This window comes from Shewanella sp. SP2S2-4 (assembly GCF_031932025.1).
In the GTDB taxonomy this organism is placed as follows: domain Bacteria; phylum Pseudomonadota; class Gammaproteobacteria; order Enterobacterales; family Shewanellaceae; genus Shewanella; species Shewanella baltica.
The window spans coordinates 48,426-69,144 of record NZ_JAUOER010000016.1 but is presented as its reverse complement, the minus strand read 5'-3'; the positions used below and the strand labels follow the sequence as shown (position 1 = coordinate 69,144).

The 20,719-nt window shown below is 47.9% G+C and carries 17 protein-coding genes; 11 read left to right on the top strand and 6 right to left on the bottom strand.

The features are described from left to right. Positions 1 to 4: 4 nt before the first annotated feature. From Q4Q54_RS13860 to Q4Q54_RS13840, 5 genes are all read left to right on the top strand, one after another. Complete coding sequence (locus Q4Q54_RS13860) at positions 5 to 2,077, top strand: FUSC family protein (protein ID WP_311988733.1); 2,073 nt, start codon at positions 5 to 7, stop codon at positions 2,075 to 2,077. Positions 2,078 to 2,240: 163 nt separating this feature from the next. Continuing rightward, positions 2,241 to 2,417: a hypothetical protein gene (locus tag Q4Q54_RS13855; protein WP_006079436.1), complete on the top strand. Its 177-nt coding sequence runs from the start codon at positions 2,241 to 2,243 to the stop codon at positions 2,415 to 2,417. A 3-nt stretch (positions 2,418 to 2,420) separates the two neighbouring features. After that, positions 2,421 to 3,917, top strand: a complete 1,497-nt coding sequence (putP, locus tag Q4Q54_RS13850; RefSeq protein ID WP_311988732.1) for a sodium/proline symporter PutP — start codon at positions 2,421 to 2,423, stop codon at positions 3,915 to 3,917. 11 nt (positions 3,918 to 3,928) lie between these two features. Continuing rightward, positions 3,929 to 5,029, top strand: coding sequence for a glutamate 5-kinase (proB, locus tag Q4Q54_RS13845; protein WP_006079434.1), 1,101 nt, complete (start codon positions 3,929 to 3,931; stop codon positions 5,027 to 5,029). Between the two features lie 48 nt (positions 5,030 to 5,077). Continuing rightward, positions 5,078 to 6,325, top strand: a complete 1,248-nt coding sequence (locus Q4Q54_RS13840; protein ID WP_311988731.1) for a glutamate-5-semialdehyde dehydrogenase — start codon at positions 5,078 to 5,080, stop codon at positions 6,323 to 6,325. Between the two features lie 150 nt (positions 6,326 to 6,475). On the opposite strand, the gene Q4Q54_RS13835 is transcribed toward Q4Q54_RS13840, so the two are convergent. Continuing rightward, positions 6,476 to 8,008, bottom strand: coding sequence for a DUF3612 domain-containing protein (locus Q4Q54_RS13835; protein WP_012588922.1), 1,533 nt, complete (start codon positions 8,006 to 8,008; stop codon positions 6,476 to 6,478). A 251-nt stretch (positions 8,009 to 8,259) separates the two neighbouring features. Between Q4Q54_RS13835 and Q4Q54_RS13830 the strand changes: the two genes are divergently transcribed. Together Q4Q54_RS13830 and Q4Q54_RS13825 are read left to right on the top strand one after the other, a co-directional pair. Next, positions 8,260 to 8,823, top strand: a complete 564-nt coding sequence (locus Q4Q54_RS13830; protein WP_311988730.1) for a malate synthase — start codon at positions 8,260 to 8,262, stop codon at positions 8,821 to 8,823. Between the two features lie 288 nt (positions 8,824 to 9,111). Next, entirely contained in the window at positions 9,112 to 10,062 is a 951-nt protein-coding gene (locus Q4Q54_RS13825; protein ID WP_106648891.1) for a YeiH family protein, read from the top strand. Between the two features lie 23 nt (positions 10,063 to 10,085). Here the strand turns inward: Q4Q54_RS13825 and Q4Q54_RS13820 are convergent, their stop codons facing one another. Beyond that, positions 10,086 to 10,232 (bottom strand): hypothetical protein, encoded by a 147-nt coding sequence (locus Q4Q54_RS13820; RefSeq protein WP_105253023.1) that lies wholly within the window; start codon positions 10,230 to 10,232, stop codon positions 10,086 to 10,088. Between the two features lie 113 nt (positions 10,233 to 10,345). Further along, the gene (locus Q4Q54_RS13815) at positions 10,346 to 10,891 is read right to left on the bottom strand and encodes a helix-turn-helix transcriptional regulator (RefSeq protein ID WP_012090629.1); all 546 of its coding nucleotides are present in this window, start codon (positions 10,889 to 10,891) and stop codon (positions 10,346 to 10,348) included. Positions 10,892 to 11,036: 145 nt separating this feature from the next. Between Q4Q54_RS13815 and Q4Q54_RS13810 the strand changes: the two genes are divergently transcribed. Genes Q4Q54_RS13810 through Q4Q54_RS13795 form a run of 4 tightly spaced genes read left to right on the top strand, consistent with a single transcriptional unit; the run spans position 11,037 to position 16,642 of the window. Continuing rightward, complete coding sequence (locus tag Q4Q54_RS13810; protein ID WP_311988729.1) at positions 11,037 to 12,260, top strand: metal transporter; 1,224 nt, start codon at positions 11,037 to 11,039, stop codon at positions 12,258 to 12,260. Beyond that, positions 12,257 to 13,285 carry a membrane fusion-like protein gene (locus tag Q4Q54_RS13805; RefSeq protein WP_311988728.1) on the top strand — a complete coding sequence of 343 codons (1,029 nt, stop codon included), beginning with the start codon at positions 12,257 to 12,259 and terminating at the stop codon, positions 13,283 to 13,285. The genes Q4Q54_RS13810 and Q4Q54_RS13805 overlap by 4 nt, the downstream gene beginning before the upstream one ends. A 1-nt stretch (position 13,286) precedes the next feature. Then, entirely contained in the window at positions 13,287 to 16,340 is a 3,054-nt protein-coding gene (locus Q4Q54_RS13800; protein WP_012197874.1) for an efflux RND transporter permease subunit, read from the top strand. After that, entirely contained in the window at positions 16,337 to 16,642 is a 306-nt protein-coding gene (locus Q4Q54_RS13795; protein ID WP_006079422.1) for a DUF3240 family protein, read from the top strand. Before Q4Q54_RS13800 ends, Q4Q54_RS13795 begins: the two co-directional genes overlap by 4 nt. 65 nt (positions 16,643 to 16,707) lie before the next feature. On the opposite strand, the gene Q4Q54_RS13790 is transcribed toward Q4Q54_RS13795, so the two are convergent. The 3 genes from Q4Q54_RS13790 to Q4Q54_RS13780 all read right to left on the bottom strand — a co-directional run bounded on the left by Q4Q54_RS13790 (position 16,708) and on the right by Q4Q54_RS13780 (position 20,320). Further along, positions 16,708 to 17,343, bottom strand: a complete 636-nt coding sequence (locus Q4Q54_RS13790; RefSeq protein WP_011845398.1) for a paraquat-inducible protein A — start codon at positions 17,341 to 17,343, stop codon at positions 16,708 to 16,710. A gap of 112 nt (positions 17,344 to 17,455) precedes the next feature. Next, on the bottom strand, positions 17,456 to 18,646 hold the full coding sequence (locus tag Q4Q54_RS13785) for an HD-GYP domain-containing protein (RefSeq protein ID WP_226060140.1): 1,191 nt from the start codon (positions 18,644 to 18,646) through the stop codon (positions 17,456 to 17,458). Between the two features lie 303 nt (positions 18,647 to 18,949). Continuing rightward, a complete protein-coding gene (locus tag Q4Q54_RS13780; RefSeq protein ID WP_311988727.1) occupies positions 18,950 to 20,320 on the bottom strand; it encodes an ABC transporter ATP-binding protein in 1,371 nt (456 codons plus the stop codon). Positions 20,321 to 20,719: the final 399 nt, after the last annotated feature.

Here is a 20,719-nt window from a genome sequence, read left to right as displayed (position 1 = left end):
CATTATGACGCTGTTACTGAAGAGTTTATTCTTTCCAGACCGACGAACCCTCATCTTCGCGATTAAAGGCGTGATTTCGATGGCGCTCGCCTTATATGTGGCCATGTTCTTAAATCTAGAACGGCCATATTGGGCGCTGGTGTCGGCGGTATTTCTGCAAATTCGCCCCGAAAGTGGACTCGTGATCGAAAAGGGCTTATGCCAAATCGGCGGCACCTTAGTCGGCGCGATCGCGGGGATTGCCATACTCAACTGGTTTACGCCCTATCCCGAACTCGCCTTAGGATTACTCGCCTGCTGGATAGGGCTAAATTCTGGGTTGTCGGCCATGGTACGCCAGCAAAACTTTGTCTATGCCTTTGCTATGGCGGGCATGACCGCCTGCTTGATAGTGCTCATTGTGATGGCAAGCCCGAGCACGGCCGATAGCGCAAAAATATTCGATGTGGCACAGTCGAGGATCAGCGAGATTGTCGTCGGGGCGATTTGCGCCGTCTTGGTCAGCTCGCTACTTTGGCCGACCAAGGTAAAACATAGTCTACAATTGCATGCTAAAAACACCATTAATCATACGCTTAACTATCTTGCATTAGAACTCGATTTACAGGGGGAACATGCGAGTCGCCATGAACATATCGACACGATTATGGAGTCAGTATCGGCGCTGAGTGACGATTCCAGTGCGGTGATTTATGAAGGCCCCGAAGGACGCGGGCAGAGCCATGCGGCAAACTTTCTCTGCAATAAAACCCTTTCGCTATTGGCGGCAATCCAAATATTTGGCCGGCTGCAACGTAATCATTCCCATCTTGTTAGCGAACCACTCGCTAAATCCTTAGCCAATATGCGCAGTAGTTTTACCTTGATGGCGCAATCGAGTGATTACCAAGAATGCTACAAAATGGCGCGCACCTTGAGGTATCAACTCCAGCAAAACCTGATGCAATACCGCGACCGCGCGCCGTTAGAGACGCGCTTACTCAAAGTCGCGATGGAATTAAGCGCCGATCTGATCATGGTGCTCAAGAGCTACAACGTGCTGACCAGTCATTCTGCGGTGCAGCTCAACGCGCCGCCGATGGAGTTTCACCGAGACCCATTAATAGGCGTTACCACGGGCCTGCGCAGCATGGCGGTGTTTGTCATTGGGGCTTCACTGTGGATTGGCACAGGGTCGAGCGCGGTCCTCATGATGATCCTGCTGCCCGTGGTCTTCTCCATCATGATGGCACGCCAGCCACTGCCGATGTTAACCACTATTTTGCGGCGTATTCTTGTCGGCATCACTATCGCTGTACCGCTCACGGTATTTTACGCTTTACCTTTACTAGCACAGAGTAGCGGCGATTTTGAAATCCTCGTTTTAGTGCTCGCTGGGCCGTTTTTTATTGGCTTACTCGCCTTGGCGAATCGACCGACCTTGCCCTATGGGCTCGGCATTTGCGTGCCGTTTGCTGTGTTAGTGCAGCCCAGCAACACCATTTCATTTGCGATAGAAAACACCGTCAGCAATGCCTTAGCGATTTTTGTTGGCGTTACTGTACTGTATTGGTTGTTTAAATTGATTACCGAACCTAGCCAGCGGTTGATGCAATATCGTCTGCTGCAATCCATCCAAAAAGATCTGGTGCATATCGCGCAGCATGATGATCCAGATCCTTGGTTTAACGCCCGCATGGGCGATCGACTGCTGCGGATCGCCAGTTACGAAAAAGGCTCGGGCAAGAGTTCGAGGGTATTTACCGATCTGGTGTTTACGGCACTTAATCTAGGCCATGTGTCGATTCGGATGCGGCGCATGTTGCAGGGTATTTCAGATACGCACTTAAACTTAGGCTTAGAAAATGCACTCAACCTCTGGCAACACAATTTAGGTCAGGCATTTATCGCCTGCGCCCACGGACAAGTCGCAGAAGAGTTTAACATCAGCAGCGAGGCCTTATTACAAGCGCTGGCCCAATGTCCGTTACCCCACGAACAATTTACTATGATTACTGGGATGTTTGAACGCATCACTTTAACCTTCGAACGCACTGCCCACAGTATCGCCGAGCAGAAAAACACCTCAAAAAAATAGTCAGTTCTCAAACTATTTCCCGCCCCAAAAGCCACTCTTTTACTGCCACCAAAACCATTTAAATCCAATAGAAGCTTGATATTTGGCCGATAAAATGCCTTAATATAGTTAGATCACTAACTATATTGGTGATATAAATTCAATTATCAACCAAGGAGAAATTATGTCTACGGAGAACCCACCAGAGGAAAATCTCATCTCGCAAGTAGCAAGCTTTACCCGATTACACGCTAAGGAATCAATGCAGTTTATGTGTTTACTTGCAATATTAAGCACCTATCTCTTTGTCATTTTGAAACCGAGTATTATTCAAAATAACAAAGCGTTAGGAGAAAAATAACCAATGAATTACCTCGCTTACATTTCCTTAGCTATCTACTTTATCGTTATGCTCGCCATTGGCTTATTCGCTTACAAAAAATCCACCAGCGATGTGTCAGGCTATATTCTTGGCGGCCGTAAGGTAAGTCCACAGGTCACCGCACTTTCAGCGGGTGCATCTGACATGAGTGGCTGGATGCTAATGGGTCTTCCCGGTGCAATGTTTTTGGTTGGTTTCGAAACCATTTACATCGCACTTGGGCTATTGATTGGTGCTCTAATCAATTACTTGGTCGTCGCACCAAAACTTAGGGTTTATACCGAGGTGGCGGACAACGCCCTCACTATCCCGGAGTTTTTTGCTAAACGCTTCGGCAATGCCAACGGCAGTATCCGTATTATTTCGGCCGTGATCATTGTGATCTTCTTTACCTTGTATACCTCAGCAGGTTTAGTGGCTGGCGGTAAATTGTTTGAGTCAGCATTTGGCCTGAACTACGACATAGGTTTAGTCGTCACACTAGCGGTTGTGGTTTCTTATACCCTGTTAGGCGGATTCTTGGCAGTGAGCCTCACTGACTTTGTCCAAGGCTGTATTATGTTTGTCGCCTTAGTCTTAGTTCCTGTCGTGGCATATCAAGAATTTACCAGCGCTGACACTATGTTGAACTTTGCGTATCAGTCGATTCCACACTTCACCGATGCGATGCAAAACGTCACTATGTTAGGGCTTATCTCAAGCTTATCTTGGGGACTCGGTTACTTTGGCCAACCGCATATTATTGTGCGTTTTATGGCGATTCGTTCAGTAGCTGACATTAAAACCGCCAGACACATAGGTATGGGCTGGATGACAGTGACCATTGTGGGTGCACTGGCAACAGGTCTTGTCGGTATTGCTTACGCCAATAAATTTGGTATGAAGCTGACCGATCCTGAAACCATCTTTATCGTGTTTTCTGAGTTGTTGTTCCATCCGATCATTAGTGGCTTCTTACTAGCCGCCATTCTGGCCGCGATCATGAGCACCATTTCATCGCAGCTATTAGTGTCATCAAGCTCACTCACGGAAGATATCTATCGCGTGATTTCTAAGAAAGAATCTACCGAGAAAGACATGGTGAAAATGGGACGCTTTGGCGTAGCAGGCGTGGCAATTGTCGCGAGTCTACTGGCGCTCGACCGCTCTAGCAGTGTGCTATCACTGGTGAGTAATGCATGGGCAGGATTCGGTGCCGCATTTGGTCCGTTAGTTTTGTTTAGCCTGTATAAAGCGAACCTAACCCACAAAGCCGCGATTGCCGGCATAGTGTCAGGCGCAGCTACAGTGTTGTTTTGGATTTATGCCCCGGTATTGGCAGATGGAAAAGCCCTAACCACAGTAGTGTATGAAATGATCCCCGGCTTTGCCGTGAGCAGTGTGGTGATTTGGGTTGTCTCGTTACTCGATACTGATCCCTGTGCCAAAACCACTAAATTATTCCATAAGGCTGGCCGTGTTTTAGCCGAAGACAGATGAGGCGCGCAGGTATGACTGACTTACCCTGGAAACGCATTGTCGTTAAGGTAGGTAGTGCCCTGATTGCACCCCACAAACAAGGTTGCAGCAGCCACTACTTACTCGGCATTGCCCAATTTATTACTTATTGTCGTGCCCAAGGGATCCAAGTTGTCTTGGTCTCTTCGGGCTCAGTCGCCGCGGGATGGCATCACTTTGGCGAGGTTGATAAACCTAGCGTTACAGTGAAGAAAGCCATGGCAGCAGCAGGTCAGGCCGATATGATGGCCACATGGAACAAGTTATTTGATTTCCCGACCGCACAGCTACTGTTAACCCACGGTGATTTACGCAATCGAGATCGTTACATCAGTATTAAAGATACGATTTTCAGCCTACTCGAACATGGGCTACTGCCTATCATCAACGAGAACGATGCCGTGACCGCCGACAAGCTCAAAGTTGGCGATAACGATAATCTCTCGGCCATGGTAGCCGCAGCGGCCGATGCCGATACCCTGATTATCTGTTCGGATGTGAATGGGCTTTACACACAAAACCCCCATGAAAATCCCGATGCACAGCTTATCAAGCAGGTGACCGAGATTAACGCCGAAATCTACGCCATGGCAGGTGGCGCCAGCAGTGCCGTCGGCACTGGTGGTATGCGGACTAAGATACAAGCCGCCAAGAAGGCGATTTCCCACGGGATCGAAACCTTTATTATCAATGGTTTTGATGCTGACTCATTCAACCAATTGTTGAAGGGCCAAAACCCAGGAACCTTATTTACCCCCGATGAAAAGCCAATGCAAGATCACTTGCACTGGATGACACATACCTCGCAGGCTCAGGGCGAAGTCATTGTTGAAAATGACTTTAATATCTCCCTCGATATCCATAGCGAGCAATTGACCAGCGACGATGTCGTTGCCATCAATGGGGACTTTTCTGCCGGTGACACCATTTTAGTACGCAAAGGTGATGGTACTAAATTGGCCAAGGCCAAATCCAATTACAGCAGTTGTTTACTTAGCTTTATTACGGACCAAGACGATCGCGAGTTTGCCAGTGAATTTCAGCAAAAAACTGGACCGATCATTTCCGAGAAAAACATCGCCATTCTCGAATAAGCATCAGCCGAATAAAACTAAGCGAGTAAACATCTAAGCGGAGTAAATATGACTTTAATCAAAAACTTATCTCAAGAAGCTGCCAAAGCGGCTCTTATTCTCGCCCAAGTTGACGAACAGCTTAAAAATACTGTACTCCTCGACATGGCGCGTTCATTACGTGAAAAGTCCTACGAAATCCAAAGCGCTAACTTGATTGACCTACACAGAGCAACAGCCGATAACCTTGCCCCCGCAATGCTCGACCGCTTAACGCTAACACCAGAACGCGTAGAAGCCATGGCAGTAGGCATTGAAACCATCGCTGCCTTGCCCGATCCCATTGGCAATGAACGTTATATTGGTCAACGACCTAACGGCTTATCCATCAGCAAGATGCGCGTGCCATTAGGCGTAGTTTGTATGATTTATGAAGCGCGTCCGAATGTTACCGCCGATGCAGGTGCCCTGTGCTTTAAATCCGGTAATGCCGTGATTTTGCGCGGTGGTAAAGAGGCGCTGCACACCAGTAAAATTATCGCCACTATTTTGCAAAGCGTATTGAAACAATACGGCTTGCCCGAGGCGTTAATCACTGTAGTGCCCGACCCAGATCGCGCCCTCATGTTAGAACTGATGCAGCAGCGGGATTATATCGATGTGATCATTCCCCGTGGTGGCGAAGGCTTGATTAACTTTGTGTCTGACAACAGTAAAATCCCAGTGATCCAGCATTTTAAAGGCGTGTGTCATTTATACGTCGATAAAGATGCCGATCTGGATATTGCTTTGGACTTACTGCTTAACGGTAAAACCCAGCGCACAGGCGTATGTAATGCCCTCGAAGCCCTATTAGTGCACCAAGAAATTGCTTCGCAATTTCTACCTAAAGTGGCCAAAGCGCTGGCCGAGCATAAGGTTAAAATCAATGCTTGTACCCAATCCGGTGGCTACTTCGCAAACTGCACTTATATGGAAGAAGACGATTTCGGCCAAGAGTATTTAGATCTCGAAATTGCCATTCGCCAAGTCGATCACTTCGACCATGCAATCCAACATATTGCCCGCTTTGGTAGCCAGCACACCGAAGTGATTTGCACCGAAAACGAAGTCACTGCCGCACGCTTCCAACGCGCAGTCGATGCTTCAGTGGTAATGGTCAATGCCTCTTCGCGCTTCTCCGACGGCAGCGAACTCGGTCTTGGCGCCGAAATCGGCATAGCGACCTCTAAGCTACATGCCTACGGCCCAATGGGACTCGAATCCTTGACCGCTGAGAAGTATTTAGTCTCAGGCACAGGCCAAGTGCGGGCGTAATAGTTACCGCCTTAACGACCCAATGCGTGAACACAAAAATCGAAAGCCCTGAAGCAAAATACTTCGGGGCTTTTTTATGGCAACAGTGAAATAAGAGTGCTTAATAGCAACCACTCACTAAATCCTTTATAAAACTTCCCGCGACATCCTTTACGCTACTCCATCACACTGTGACTTACCGGCTTGATAGCAACTTGGTTGACGTGGACACACGGCGCCGCGGGAGCAAATCAGGCGGGCGTCGTTTTTGATCCCGCGCTCTATCCAGTTGATATTGAGGATTTTTGCGACGCTGACCAGATCACTTTTAATGTGCTTTGGAATAGTGACTGAACCGCCACTGGCGACACAGGCATCTTTCAAATCGTGGGCGATAGACAGAGCATCTTTGCCTTGGGCTTCAATCGCCGGATTTAAATCAATACCGGCGCAGAGGACATGCGGGTTACCCGCCGAATCTTCGACTTTAATCGACTCGCAGCAGTAAATGCGTGGTTCGTTGCCGACGTTTAAAATCGAAATCTGTGCCGAAGTACCAACCGTTGGCTCGCTGATCATCCTAAAGACGGCCCAATGCTGGCAGGGATCTTCCACTAGTCGCATATTGCCCCAAGGCAATGGGATCCCGTTACCGCGATAAACCGCCTTGAGCTTGCCCGGTGCGTAAGCGTCGAAATAATGCCAATGAGGATAAGGAGAGACGACTGTCATGCGCCGCATAGCGACTGAGGCTGATACTTGCAGTTGCTTGTGTACTTCAATCTCATAACCGTGGCGGTCGAGTAATTGGCGATAAGGCACTTTAGGGCACAGCAGCGCACCGGCGAAGAAGCTCGATTCAAAATCGCGCCACGCATGCAAAATGTCCTGCGCGTTCAAAGTATTGGACTGCATACCCGCTTCTTCGTCGACTTCCTCTTTACGGCCTGAGGTCATCACACTCTTGAGGCCGTCTTTGTTGTGCAGCACACAATGACCTATGTGCACGGCTAAGTCATATTTGAGTCTATTAGGACGATTTTTGAGGATTTTATTCACATAAATCGTGCTCGGCGGCTCGAAAAATGAGGTGACTAACTGGCGTGAACTCACGCCCATATCGTCGATCACTTCCTGCGGCGTGCTATCTATCCATTTGATTTTTAATCCCATGCCCTTAGCAATATCCATCATATCGTCCAGAGATAAGGGCATACGCTTGAGGCCGACTTCTTCGGCGGCACGTTCAAGATCGGGGAAATGATTTTGATGGTGTTCTTGATGGGCGCGGATCAATAAATGGGCAAACTGCCGACCTGAGATCCCCGTCTGCGACAACATTTCTGGTATCGCGATTTGCAAAATATCATTGGAAAACAAAAAGCTGGGTTCGAGCGCCATACCGCTTATGCCGCCACGGCGGCCCTTATCTGGCGTAATAGCGCTCTCTTCGGGCACATCGTCGAGGAACCAGTCGGCATCTTTTTGAAACACAGCGGCGATGACTGCCAGCATTCCGGCACTCGGCACTCGTTTTCCACGCTCGATCATCGACAAATATGACACAGAGGGCGCACTTCCGGCGTCGACTCGAATGCAGCGTGCCGACAAATCTTCCATGGTTAAGTTATTACGTTTCCGTAGGTTACGTATTTTTGTGCCTAGGAAGTGTGATTTTCTCATCAAGCTCTGGTCATTGCGCATTTTGTAAAATTCACAGTGTAAAATTTTTATTGTGAAATTGTAGTCAAAAAAAGACTAGACTACAAATTAAGCAATCAAGAAACGACTCAAGCAAACCAGCGGAGTCAGCAATTCAAGAAATGCTTAACCACTAACATCTAAAGCAGGCAAGCACTTAAAGCGGACAAGCCAAGTTGAAAACAAACTTTGATAAGCCAAAAGTTAAATCAAAACCCTGAATTTTTAAATTGAAAGAGTGAGAGGAACGAGCGATGAATATGTCAATTATCAAGAGCAACCAGATCCAACCGAATCTAAACAGCCTCATCGCAGAAGAAGTGCTAGCCGTGGCCCAAGTGAATGTCGCCGAGCACGAAAAGATCGCCAATGCGAAACAATTCCTCGACCGCCTCTTTCCACTCAACTCTGGTTCACACCAAGATGTGAGCAGCTATGTGGTTTACTATCAACACCTGTTGGCTTTTTTTGCCGACGGCAGCCACAGCGGTTTACGTCAGCCAAAACAGTTTGTGGCTTTTAACGGCACTAAAGATGCGCCTTGCGCCATAGTGTTGCAGGACCTAGGTTGCCACGTTGAACTCAGTTTCGACCGCAATGGCATGATAGGGGCGAGAGACGTTGCCAATCTGGAAGATATCCAAATCGGAACGTCATTAAACATGGTCGTCGGAACACAAGAGTCACGTTCAGCCGCATCGCGCCATTGGCTCAGCCTATTACATGCGGGTATGTCTAGCGCTAACGACACCCAAGATAAGTTGTTTACCGCAAAGGATGGCAGCGATTACAACTTGAAAAGTATCGTAAATTTATAGTTTCACGCTCTGTAACCTCGCCATTTATAATCCAGCTAAGAAGATGAACTGAGAACAGTTCATCTTCTTCGATTTACCCTCCTGCTTTGCCAAACCTTCTAAGAGTCAATAAAACTGATTAACTAGATAAGTTTAATTGATTTTATTGAGGCTAATACTCACAGCTATAATATCCACTTGCATCTGTCTCCATGATCAATCCCCATTGATCGCCATTTTGTATCCGTCGCTTAATGTGAAGATCTATGGTTGGAACGATATAACCGAATCGCTCGAGCCTAAGGCGTTATGAATTCTTCATCGACATCACAGCAAGATAATAAGACTCATCGCATCGTTTTCATCTGTGCGGGCTTGTTATGCCTCGCGCCTTTTATCTCGTCGCCCATGGCGCTAGTGCTCGGTTTTACCTTAGCCAGTCTTGGCTGGGTGCCAGTGCAATGGAATATTGCCGCGCTCACCAAAAAACTCCTGTCTTATTCGATCATTGGCTTAGGGTTTGGGATTAACTTAAACGCGGCGATAGAGGCGAGCACCCACAACTTCGGCTTGATAGTTGGCTCAATTTTTTTCACCCTCAGCTTAGGGTTTGTGCTCACCCGCGCCCTGAAATTTGATCATGTCACGGGCCACTTAATCGCCTCTGGTACTGCTATTTGTGGTGGCAGCGCCATTGCCGCTGTGGCTCCAGCCATCAATGCGCGTAACGATCAAACTGCCACTGCGTTAGCCTGCGTGTTTGTGCTCAACTCAGTCGCGCTATTTTTATTCCCCGCACTCGGCCACTTGCTCAATATGAGCCAATACGATTTTGGCGTATGGAGTGCCATCGCCATCCACGATACTTCATCGGTTGTCGGCGCGGCTTCGGCCTACGGCGATGAAGCCTTAAAAACCGCCACCACCATAAAACTCGCCCGCGCCCTGTGGATAATCCCCATCGCACTGGTCAGCGCTATGCTGTTTGGTGGCGATAAGCGCAAACTTAACCTGCCGTATTTTATCGGTTTTTATTGTTTAGCCATTGCCGTGGCCCATTGGTTGCCACAATTCCACGCTGTTTATGACACCTTATTTATGGTGTCGAAACGGGCATTAGTCCTGTGTTTGTTTTTGATTGGTGCAGGAATTACAGTGCAGAAAATGCGGGCGAGTGGCCCCAAACCTTTATTGCTTGGGGTGATGCTGTGGGCAGCAATTGGTATCACGTCTTTAGTGTATATTCTTTATTTTCAATAGCTAAGATTTAACTCAAAGCCAATCTACTCTGCTGTCGGCTTCATTCGCCAAGCCCAGTAGAGGACGCCAACAAAGGCGGAGAATTCGATAAGTGAACGCACGAGTCCTGTGGTTTGCGTCGAAGCGACCAAGGCAATCAGGCAAAACACGATAATCAGCCAGTTTTTCAATGGCATCTTCCTGCAAACTTAGGGGATGCTCATTATTGTTTAGAACTAAAAACTCAGCAAATATCGATTTTCAATAACAAATAGCTATAACAGCTAAGCAAATCCTGCGCTGATTAAGCTGCCTTAGGGCTTGATGCCGCTTCATTCGCAGCAAGATCTTGATTATGTTCTTGAATAAAATCTTCCATAAACCAAGCGCAAAAAGTATGGCGTCCATCGACTGCCGCTTTACCGTAAATGGTCGATGCCTGTTGTCTGACGGTTTTTTCTTTAGTCTGGCGCACTTCGGCAATTTCTTTAAAGCTTAGGCCCTTAAGTAATAAAAAAGCCACTTGCTGCTCACTCTTAGTAAAGCCCCAAGTCTCGAATTGCTGCGACACCGCTTGGCTGTATTCTTGTCTGGCAGAGCGCATTTGCGTCGACATATTGTCGATTTTCTTATCCGCATGCTCCAACCGTTTAGCCAACGCTTTCACTTCGCGGGAGCGACGAATAAGGTCATAACTTAAGTACATGGCACCAATCACAGTGAGCACTAATAACATGGCTTCCTGAGCAATATGCCATTGGGGAATGCCTAATTGAATGTCGGATGAGATGTCAAAAAGCTTAAAGCATATGATCAAGGCCAACAGACCAATAATGACAAGATCCTTCATCGAAAAACTCCTAAATAAAAGCAAAATCAACCAATTAATTTATGGGACATATGTACCATAGACGGTTTTATGATACATGTCCCCCACGACTTTCGCCCACCAATCCCTACACTGACAGCACACTTTATTACCATAGAATCGTCCTATGTCTGTCAGTACGTCTTGTATCAAGTTATGTCTGTTGGCGACCTTAGTCAGCAGCAGTTTCCTGTGCCACGCCGCGAATTCCGATCTATCTCAAGCACTCTCCACCAGCCAAGCTAGATTACATTCTCTATCTAAATCGGGCGGCCAGTTACCGCAATCGCAAATAAGCTTAAGTAGCTCAGCTTGGCTCAATGGCCTGCCGAGCATTAGCCTGAGTCACTTAGGTAGCCTAGATAATGGTAACAGCTACGAGCAGGAACTCTCACTCAATTTGCCAATAAAATCCCCTGCTTTGCACAGCAGCGACAAGCAGATTAAACAACTCACCCAAAGCATTCAGGCGCAACAAGTCGCGCTGCAAGGTCTGTATTTATCGGGATTATTGCGACAAAGCCTGTGGGAACATCGTCTTGCTGCAGTGAAACTGGCCCAATTAGATCGTAAGAGCCAATTGCTCGACAAACTCCATAGTCAGCAGAAGCAACTCACAGATGCGGGCGAATTACCGATTGCCCACATACTCTTGTTAGAACGCGAACTGGTGGATATTGCACTGGAGCGGGTCGATCTTAATCAGCAACAGGCCGAGGCGCTTGCCCTCTATCAACAGCTGACGGGACAAGAGCAAATACCGCAGGACATAGCCGAAACGGCACGGCCGCTTTCAGCCAGCAGCCAACCCAATGACATTCTCGCGCAGCATCCATTATGGCAATTATTGAGCCTACAGAAGCAGCAACAGCTACTGATCATCCAGAGCCAGCAAGCGGGGGATAAAGACCCTTGGACAATCTCACTCACGGCCAAAAATACCGCCGATAACCAAGTCGATGATCAACAGCTTGGCATCGCCGTTTCTGTGCCACTGACTTTAGGTTCTGCCCTATCGCAAACCGAATTATCCCAATGGCAACAAGCCAATACAGAGCACACGCTCAACCTCGACCGTACTTATATCGAGCTAAAAACTCAGCTTAAAAAGCTAGAGCAACAGCAACAAAACTTACACGACCAACAGACATTGCTAACCCAAGCCTTACACCTTAGCCGCACCATTACTGAAGAGCTGGCCAAGGTCAAAGACCAAAATCAAGTTAGCTACGAAGTCTGGCTGCGCCGCTATATGGATGCACTCGATACCGAATCCCGCTTGGCACTGAACCAAGTTGCCCAGCAACAACTGCACTCCCAACAACTGCAAGCCTTAGGAATTTCATTATGATGGCCAAGTACGGCGCATGCCTTTTCTGTTTATCCGCCAGTGTAGCCACGTTAGCGCAGGCTGAATCCCTAACAATTAGTTCCCTCGGTAATTTAGACCTGAGTTATGTGCAACCACAGAAAGTCGCCAGCTATGAGGGCAGCCCATTGCCCGCGCAGGTTGAAATCCTCCCCGGTAATGATTACTGGATCAGCACGCCGGAGAATATCCAGCAGATCAGCTTCCTCGTCGGCCAAGGCCAGCTCGTTACTAAGGGCCAGGCGATAGTCAAACTGACAGGGCCAGAAGTGTTCCACTACCTTGCCCAAGTCGAAGCCGCTGGCAGCTTATATCAACTGGCAAAAAGCCGTTATGAGCGTAATAAACCCTTATTAAACAATGGCAGTATCAGCGCCGAAAAATGGCGCGAGATCAGCCAAGACTACTTCAGCACTCACCTCGAATACGAGCACATGCAGCATTTTATGGAGATAGTCAAAAGCACAGATGCCACCACAGACTCGCTAGTGGTGGGCACACCAGTGGCGGGAATCGTTAAACTCAACCAAGTAAATGGACCTTATATGGCGGGTTCACAGCTATTTTCACTGGTGCCTAGCGACAGTATTCGCGTCAAAGTCAGCGTGCCTATGAGCCAGTCACATTCGCTCTCGGCGGTGAACATCAATCAGTGCCATATCGCCATTGAGTCCATGTCGGCCATCGCCGAAGGTGCCTTCGTGACCGCTTGGTCATCACCCGTGCCGCAGGAGTGTAACTTACTGTTAGGACAACAGATCACTGTGATACCCAAGTATCAAAAGGCGGTGTATTTATTGCCTAAAAATAGCGTATTCAGTTGGGAGCAAGACAGCCAAGTCTTCACTAAAACCGCCGACACGCTCACCTCGATTACGATCGATATTCTCGGTTCAACCCCTGAGCAATATATCGTTGAAAGCGATCAAGATCTGAGCCAAATCCAAGTGTTATCCCAGTCAGTTGCCGCAGTTAAAGGCATAATGCTTGGCCTAGGAGGCGAATAAGATGTTGACCTCAGTCATCCGCTTTTCGCTCACGCAGCGCCTATTTGTACTGATTGTGGCACTGATTATTATGTTAGCGGGAGCGCGAGCCTGGTTTTCCATTCCCTTGGATGCCTTTCCCGATATTTCGCCCACCCAAGTAAAGATTATCCTCAAGGCGCCCGGCATGACGCCGGAGGAAATTGAAGCGCAAATTACCGTGCCGATTGAAACTGAACTGTTAGGTATTCCCCATCAATCGATTCTGCGCTCGACAACTAAATACGCCATAAGCGATATCACCCTCGATTTTGACGAAGGTACAGATATCTATTGGGCGCGCCAACAGGTGAGCGAGCGCATCGCCGCCGTGTGGGACAGTTTTCCTGAAGGCGTGACAGGCGGCGTCGCGCCAATGAGTACGCCGCTCAGCGAAATCTTTATGTTTTCACTCGAAAATCCCAATCTTTCGCTAATGGAAAGACGGCAGTTGCTCGAATGGGAAATCCGCCCACTGTTACGCACCGTTGCGGGTGTCGCCGATGTAAATATCCTAGGTGGCTATGCCAAAAGCTTTAGTGTGACCCCTAAACCTGCGGCCATGGCGGCTGCGGGCGTGAGCTTTGCAGCGCTGCAACAGGCGATCGTTGAGAATAATCACAACGAAGGTGCGGGCAAGCTCACCATTGGCACAGACACTATAATAGTGCGCGCCGAAGGCCGCATCGATGACATCGACGAGCTCAAACAATTAGTGATCAAGGCCGATGATGCCAGAGTGTATCGACTGCAGGATTTGGCCGATATTCAAATTGGCCACTTAGCCCGCTATGGCGCAGTCACGAAAGACGGTAACGAAACCGCCGAAGCGTTAATCATCGCCCTGAAAGACGCCAATACCGCACAAGTGGTCAAAAACATTAAGGAAAAGCTCGATCAAATCAGCCTAACCTTGCCAGAAGGGAGTCAGATAAACACCTTTTACGACCGCGCAAATCTGATCAATACCGCGATAGATACTATCTCCAATGCCTTGTTCGAAGCCGTAGTGCTAGTGATCATCTTGCTGGCGTTGTTTTTAGGTAACGTGCGCGCCGCATTGGTCGTGTCACTCTCGCTGCCACTCGCCGCGCTGATGACGTTTTTGATGATGGATTACTTCAATCTTTCTGCGAACTTAATGAGCCTAGGCGGGCTGGTTATCGCCATCGGCATGTTAGTGGATTCATCTGTGGTCGTAGTCGAAAACATGGTGAATCTCATCGCCACTAAGCAGAGATTACCCCGGCTGCATTTGATTTTTCGCGCGACCAAGGACGTTGCCATTCCCGTGGTGTCGGGCACAGTGATCGTCATGATAGTGTTCTCGCCCTTGCTAACCTTGAGCGGACTCGAAGGCAAACTCTTCACCCCAGTTGCGGTCACTATCGTGTTTGCCATGCTGTCGGCGCTGGTGTTGTCGTTAACTGTTATTCCGGTTATTGCTTCTTATCTCGTCAACGAAAAAGCCGCCAAGGAACCTAAGGCGATTGAAAAGCTTAAACAGCTTTATCTGGGCAGTCTCAAGGGCACGTTTAGCCATCAAAAACGCTTTATAGTGATCGCCTTTAGCTTGCTTATTGTCAGCCTAGGGCTGTTCGGGTTAGTGGGAAAAACCTTTATGCCGACCTTAGATGAGGGCGACATTATTCTGCAGCTGGAGAAGTCTCCGTCGATTTCACTCGAGGCTTCGATTGCGATCGACAAGCAGATTCAGCAAACTTTGCTGGCTAAAGTTCCTGAAATCAAACAGATGGTGGCGCGTACTGGCGCGGATGAAATCGGCTTAGATCCCATGGGACTCAATGAAACCGATGTGTTCTTAGAACTTCTGCCCCGCAGCGAATGGCGCTTTGCAAATAAAGAAGCGCTTATCGATGCGATCCGCACTGTGTTATTGGACTATCCCGGCGTTAATTTTAACTTCACTCAACCGATACAAATGCGCGTATCCGAAATGCTCACCGGCAGCATTGGCGACGTGGCGATCAAGGTCTTTGGTAACGATATCGACACCTTAGGTCAGCTCACGAGCCAAATCCAACAGCTGGTTAATGCCACCAGCGGCAGCGTCGATGTGAAAATGGCGATGATCGAAGGCAGTCCTTTTATCAACCTCACCTTAGATAACGAGCTCGCCCGAGGCTTTGGCATGAGCACCATGGAGTTTGCCCGCTACCTGAAAAGCCAGCTCGAAGGCGTAATAGTGACCGAAGTGCTACAAGGTAAAAAGCGCACCCCCGTGCTGATTGCTAACAATCAGAGCCACTTAAGTAGCATTAATGAGCTTAAAAATCAGTTACTGGTGATGCCAGATCACTCCTTAAAACGCCTGAGTGATGTCGCCACCTTAAGCTATAAGCAAGGCCCCATCCTTATCGAGCGTGAGCAAGGGAATCGCTTTTCAGTGATAACCACCAACGTGCAAGGTCGCGATATAGTGAGTTTTGTAGAAGAGCTCAACGCTAAAATCGCGCAGGAAATCAAACTCCCGAGCGGTTATAGCGTGAGTTTTGGTGGCGAGTTTGAAAACCAACAGCGGGCCACCAGCAATTTACTACTAGTGATACCCATTGCTATCGCACTGATCACTTTGATTTTATTCACGACATTTGGCTCGCTTGCCAAAGCGGGCTTAATCCTCGCTAACGTTCCCTTCGCTATGATGGGCGGCATAGTTAGCCTGTATTTGTCAGGAGAATATTTATCAGTGCCCGCCTCGGTTGGCTTTATCGCCCTACTCGGCGTCGCTGTGCTCAATGGCGTGGTAATGGTCAGCTATTACGAACAAACCAAGCACATGTTCAGCAACCTGCGCGAACGGGTAGAACAAGGTGCGGCGCGGCGTTTACGCCCCATTTTGATGACGGCGACTACGGCGATGTTTGGTCTTATGCCACTGGTGTTTGCCTCGGGCCCTGGGGCTGAAATTCAAAAACCTTTAGCGATTGTGGTGATTGGCGGCCTGCTCACTTCAACCATTACCACACTGTATTTACTGCCAATTCTGTATTTTTGGCTGGAGAAACGTAAATGAGCACAGAACAACTGTTAGTACTGATCGCCCAAAATGATATTAAGGACGACATAGTCGATACCTTGATAGAGTTGGAGTTTCTGTCGGGTTTTAGCCTAGGGAATATTTGTGGTTTTAGCCGTGAACACAGCCATTTTAATATCAAGGAACAAGTGGAAGGTTATCGGGAGTTTTGTAAATTCGAAATCATGCACCCCGCTGCGCAACAAGCGGCGCTGCTCGCTGCACTGGCTTTGGTCTGCAAACATAATCCCTGCCGCTATTGGATTATGCCCATTTATCAAAATGGCACTTTGTCCTAACTCACTGCGCGGTTAAATCTAGGCATCCGACCTTATCGCTAAGGTCGGCATGCCTTATAAACTCGCTACAAAATTGGCGTTGGACGCCGCACTAAAAAACCACTCAATATCGATAAAATGCAGTACGCGGTAAAGAAGTAAAATCCATTTTCAAATTGCGCCTGTGTTTTTAGCATTTCCCCCATACCACCAGAGGCGTTCCCCGCCATAAAGGTGATGATCAGCGCCACCACAAACACATCGGCCATCGACCACTTAGCGAGTGCATTGACGACGGCATTAATCCTCAGTTTCAGACCAATCGAACTCACACATTGCTGTGCCAGCATTAAACTCAACTTCAAGGCAGGCACCACCACGCTGAATAACATCACTAATCCTGCGACGAGTCCATTTCCTGAGTGATAAAGTTCGGTTACCGTTCCCCAAATACTGCGGGTTTTCTGCAACACTTCGACTTCGCCCTTAAGGCTATTGAGCCCCAGCAAACCACTGACCATACTCAGCATACCGCGAGCGCTGTCGCGCCCTGAGTCTTCATCGAAACGTTGAGCAACTTGCTCTATGCCCTGCTCGGTCAGCTTGGCCTTATCGATAGTGCCGCTAATACTCAAAATAGGTTGAGTCACCCCAGGGATTAATAAAGCCAGAGATAAGAGAATGATAAAAATAGGAAATAATGATTTCATAGCACTGTTCATCGCATTGCCAGACAGGAGAAGACATTCAGTTTACGGTTTTTAGCGCAGGCTCTGCAATCGTTCGCACCAGCCATCGACTTAGATGACCGGCATTAGAGACAAGATTTGAGGATTAATAGAAAGGCGTTGGATCGATATCCAATGAACTCGGAGACACGCCGCGCTCGATATACAGCTCAGATTTTAATAAATCCACCATAGCGACATCTGTGTAACGTTTTACTTTTAAAGAATAAAAGCACTTTACGATTGGATGCAGTGCATCTCTGTCCTTCGAGGCCCAGACAATACCAATTCGGCCGTCCGATAATTCAACTAAGGAGCCCACAGGATAAATACCGATACAACGAATAAACTCGTAGACCAATTGTTGATCTAAGTGAAATGGCGTCAGACTGAGTAAAATTTTAAAAGCTGCGGCTGGGCTCATGGCCTCTTTGTAACAGCGCGTCGCGGTTAACGCATCGAAGATATCGACGATACAGCTCATACGACCGTGACGAGGGATTTCATCGTCTTTCAAGCCCCTTGGATAACCACGACCATCTAACTTTTCGTGGTGCATCAAGCAGATATCTTTACTGATCTGCGACAGACCAGTAGTTTCGTTCATAATTTCAAGCGCATACACTTGATGCAGCTTCATATGTTCGAACTCTTCTGGTGTCAGTTTACCCGGCTTGTGCAGCACTTTATTATCGACTTTAATCTTGCCAATATCGTGCAAAATCCCACCGACCGCCATTTGCCGCAGCATATCGCGATCCAGCTGTAGATATTTACCAAAGGTTACCAGCAGAAAGGCGACATTCACTGAATGTTCGAGTAGATAGGCATCTTTTGAACGGAGTGCAGACATACATTTAAGCGCATCAGCATCTAACATGACAGACTCAATCATGGTATCGGCTAACGCTTCGAAGGGCGCAACTTCGATGGCTTTGCCTTCGAAGGTTTCGGATAACACTTTACGAATAAGGTCTTTCGCTTCGGTCAGCATAACCTTAGCTTGAGCTTGTTGCTTATCGCGACTCACTGGCGCTTTTCGATTGTCGGTTTGACTATCGTTGGTAGCTTTTTTCTTTAAACCGCAATGTTCTGCCGAACGCTCGGCGTCTACCCAAACAAATTTAATACCGCTTTTGGCCAGTTTTAAAATCGCATCCTTGTGCTTAATTTGTCCAGCATTTGCAATAGCAAGTTGACCTTTATCATTTTTGTCTATGGCACTGACAAACATACCTAATGTCAATTGCGACACAGGTAATTTGATAAGCTCAACTGATTCTGCCGACTCACTCATATCTACAACCCCAAGGATGATGTGCCCGAAAAAATATCAACTTAACCATACGACATAAAAGCGACCTACGCTCAAATGTTCTGTTGTTATTCTTGATTATTATAGAACAGACGTGAGGGGCATTCTAAGCCGCGCATTAGAAAATCACCATAGACTTTCTTGGTAAACAAAATGCCCTAAACAGAATGCGATGGAATAAGGGCCAAAGCTTAGGCAAGACTCATTCACACTCTCACTTTTTCAATAAATGCCTAAGGGCTAGGCATTCGAAACCGGCGACCATCACGCGCGAAAAGCTCACAACTACCCCACATAACGCTCAGCCATTTCAGTTGACTCTTCCACCAATAAACCATTACGTAAACTCAGTTGCCGTGATACAGCGCTGTGTTCAATACTTCTGTGACTACTGAGCAAAATAGCGCAACCTTGAGAGCTTAACCGCTTCAGCAAGTACCACACTTTGCCGTAGTAATGCTTATCCATTCCCGCCAATGGATCGTCTAAAAGCAATACTTTAGGGCGTAAACAAGCGAGTGACACTAAGGCAATCAAGTGCTGTTGGCCGTAGGATAATTTGTGGGGCGACAGCTGAGCTAAGCTAAATAAATCCAATTCATCCAACATCTGCGCTGCGCGTTCTTTGGGGAGATCAAAACGCCTAAGGCTAAACTGCATTTCGGCGAGCACGCTGGTCTCGAATAATTGCCTACTCGGCCTTTGCATCAGCAGTCCCAACTCAGCGCCATAAATCCCCAACTTAGGTCTTCTCCCGAGCACTTTAAGCGGAATACGCTGCCTAAAATTAAGTACGCCAGCTATGGTTTTCAGCAGACTCGTTTTACCTGAGCCGTTATCTCCCACTAAGGTCACTATCTCACCCGCCTGCAGTTGAAATCCCTGCGGACACGCAAATAATGTAGGACAAGCATCGAACCCAAAATCAAAGGCTTCGGCGCTGACCAAGACTTTACCTAAGTGCTCAAACTTAGGTTGATTTCGCCACGCAGGTGCCTCAACTTGCGGCGCATCGGTCACGGTATAGACGCCTTCGGATAGCTTGCCGGCCTCTAACTGCCAGTAATGCTGAATAATCTCAGCGAAGGCCGAGGCGTTATGTTCAACCAACACTAGCGCCATGCCATCTTGGATAAGATTGCGGAGCACGACCAGCAGCTCACTCACACCGTGATCATCGAGTTGCGCCCAAGGTTCATCGAGCAGTAGTAAATGCGGCTCGCACACCAGTTGGGCGGCAATCATTAAACGATATTTTTGACCGAGGGAAAGCGTGCTGACTTGGGTATCGAGGCGCAAATACAAGCCCACGCGCCGCAGTGCTAATTGCACTTTAGGTAGTATTTGCTCGGCGGGAATACCGAGGTTTTCTAAGGCGAAAGCCACCTCGGCACCAACAGTTTGCCTTAGTAGCTGAGTTTGTGGGTCTTGCATTACCAGACCCGTAACCAATTGAGGATAACGCCAGATGTCACCTTCATGCGGGCGATTTAACACGCCCGCCAGTAGGTTTAGCAGACTCGATTTTCCTGAGCCCGTAGGACCGCTCACGCAATGACATTGGCCAGTGCCAATAGCCAAGTTAACTTCCTGCAATACCGTCGGTAACTGGCTGCCATAGTTGAAGCTAACGCCTTCGAGATCTAAGAGTTTCATGCTATATCTGCCTATAAAGATCTAACGAACAGCCGATGACAAAGCTTCACCCTAGTAGTCTTTTCATTCCCACGGCGAGTCATAGGTTAATAGGCATCTAACTTGTCACGTAGAAAATTTAAGATGTACCAGCTATTGTGGACCGCGATTATTCTGTCTCAACCGAAAAACGTTTAAAAACCAACCTAGATCGACTAATTACGACAAAGGGAAAGTACATTTAACGACTAAGAGACAAAATGTCCACCGAGGGTGACTTATCCGACAAAAAGACCCACTCATGTCACATTTTTTAGCAGCGTAAAATGAGACTATGGCGAAAGTCACACGCTGGGGGCTTACATCTTGACACTCTAGACCTTGGCCTTTAATTTGAGCGAAAGATTCTTATTTACAGGC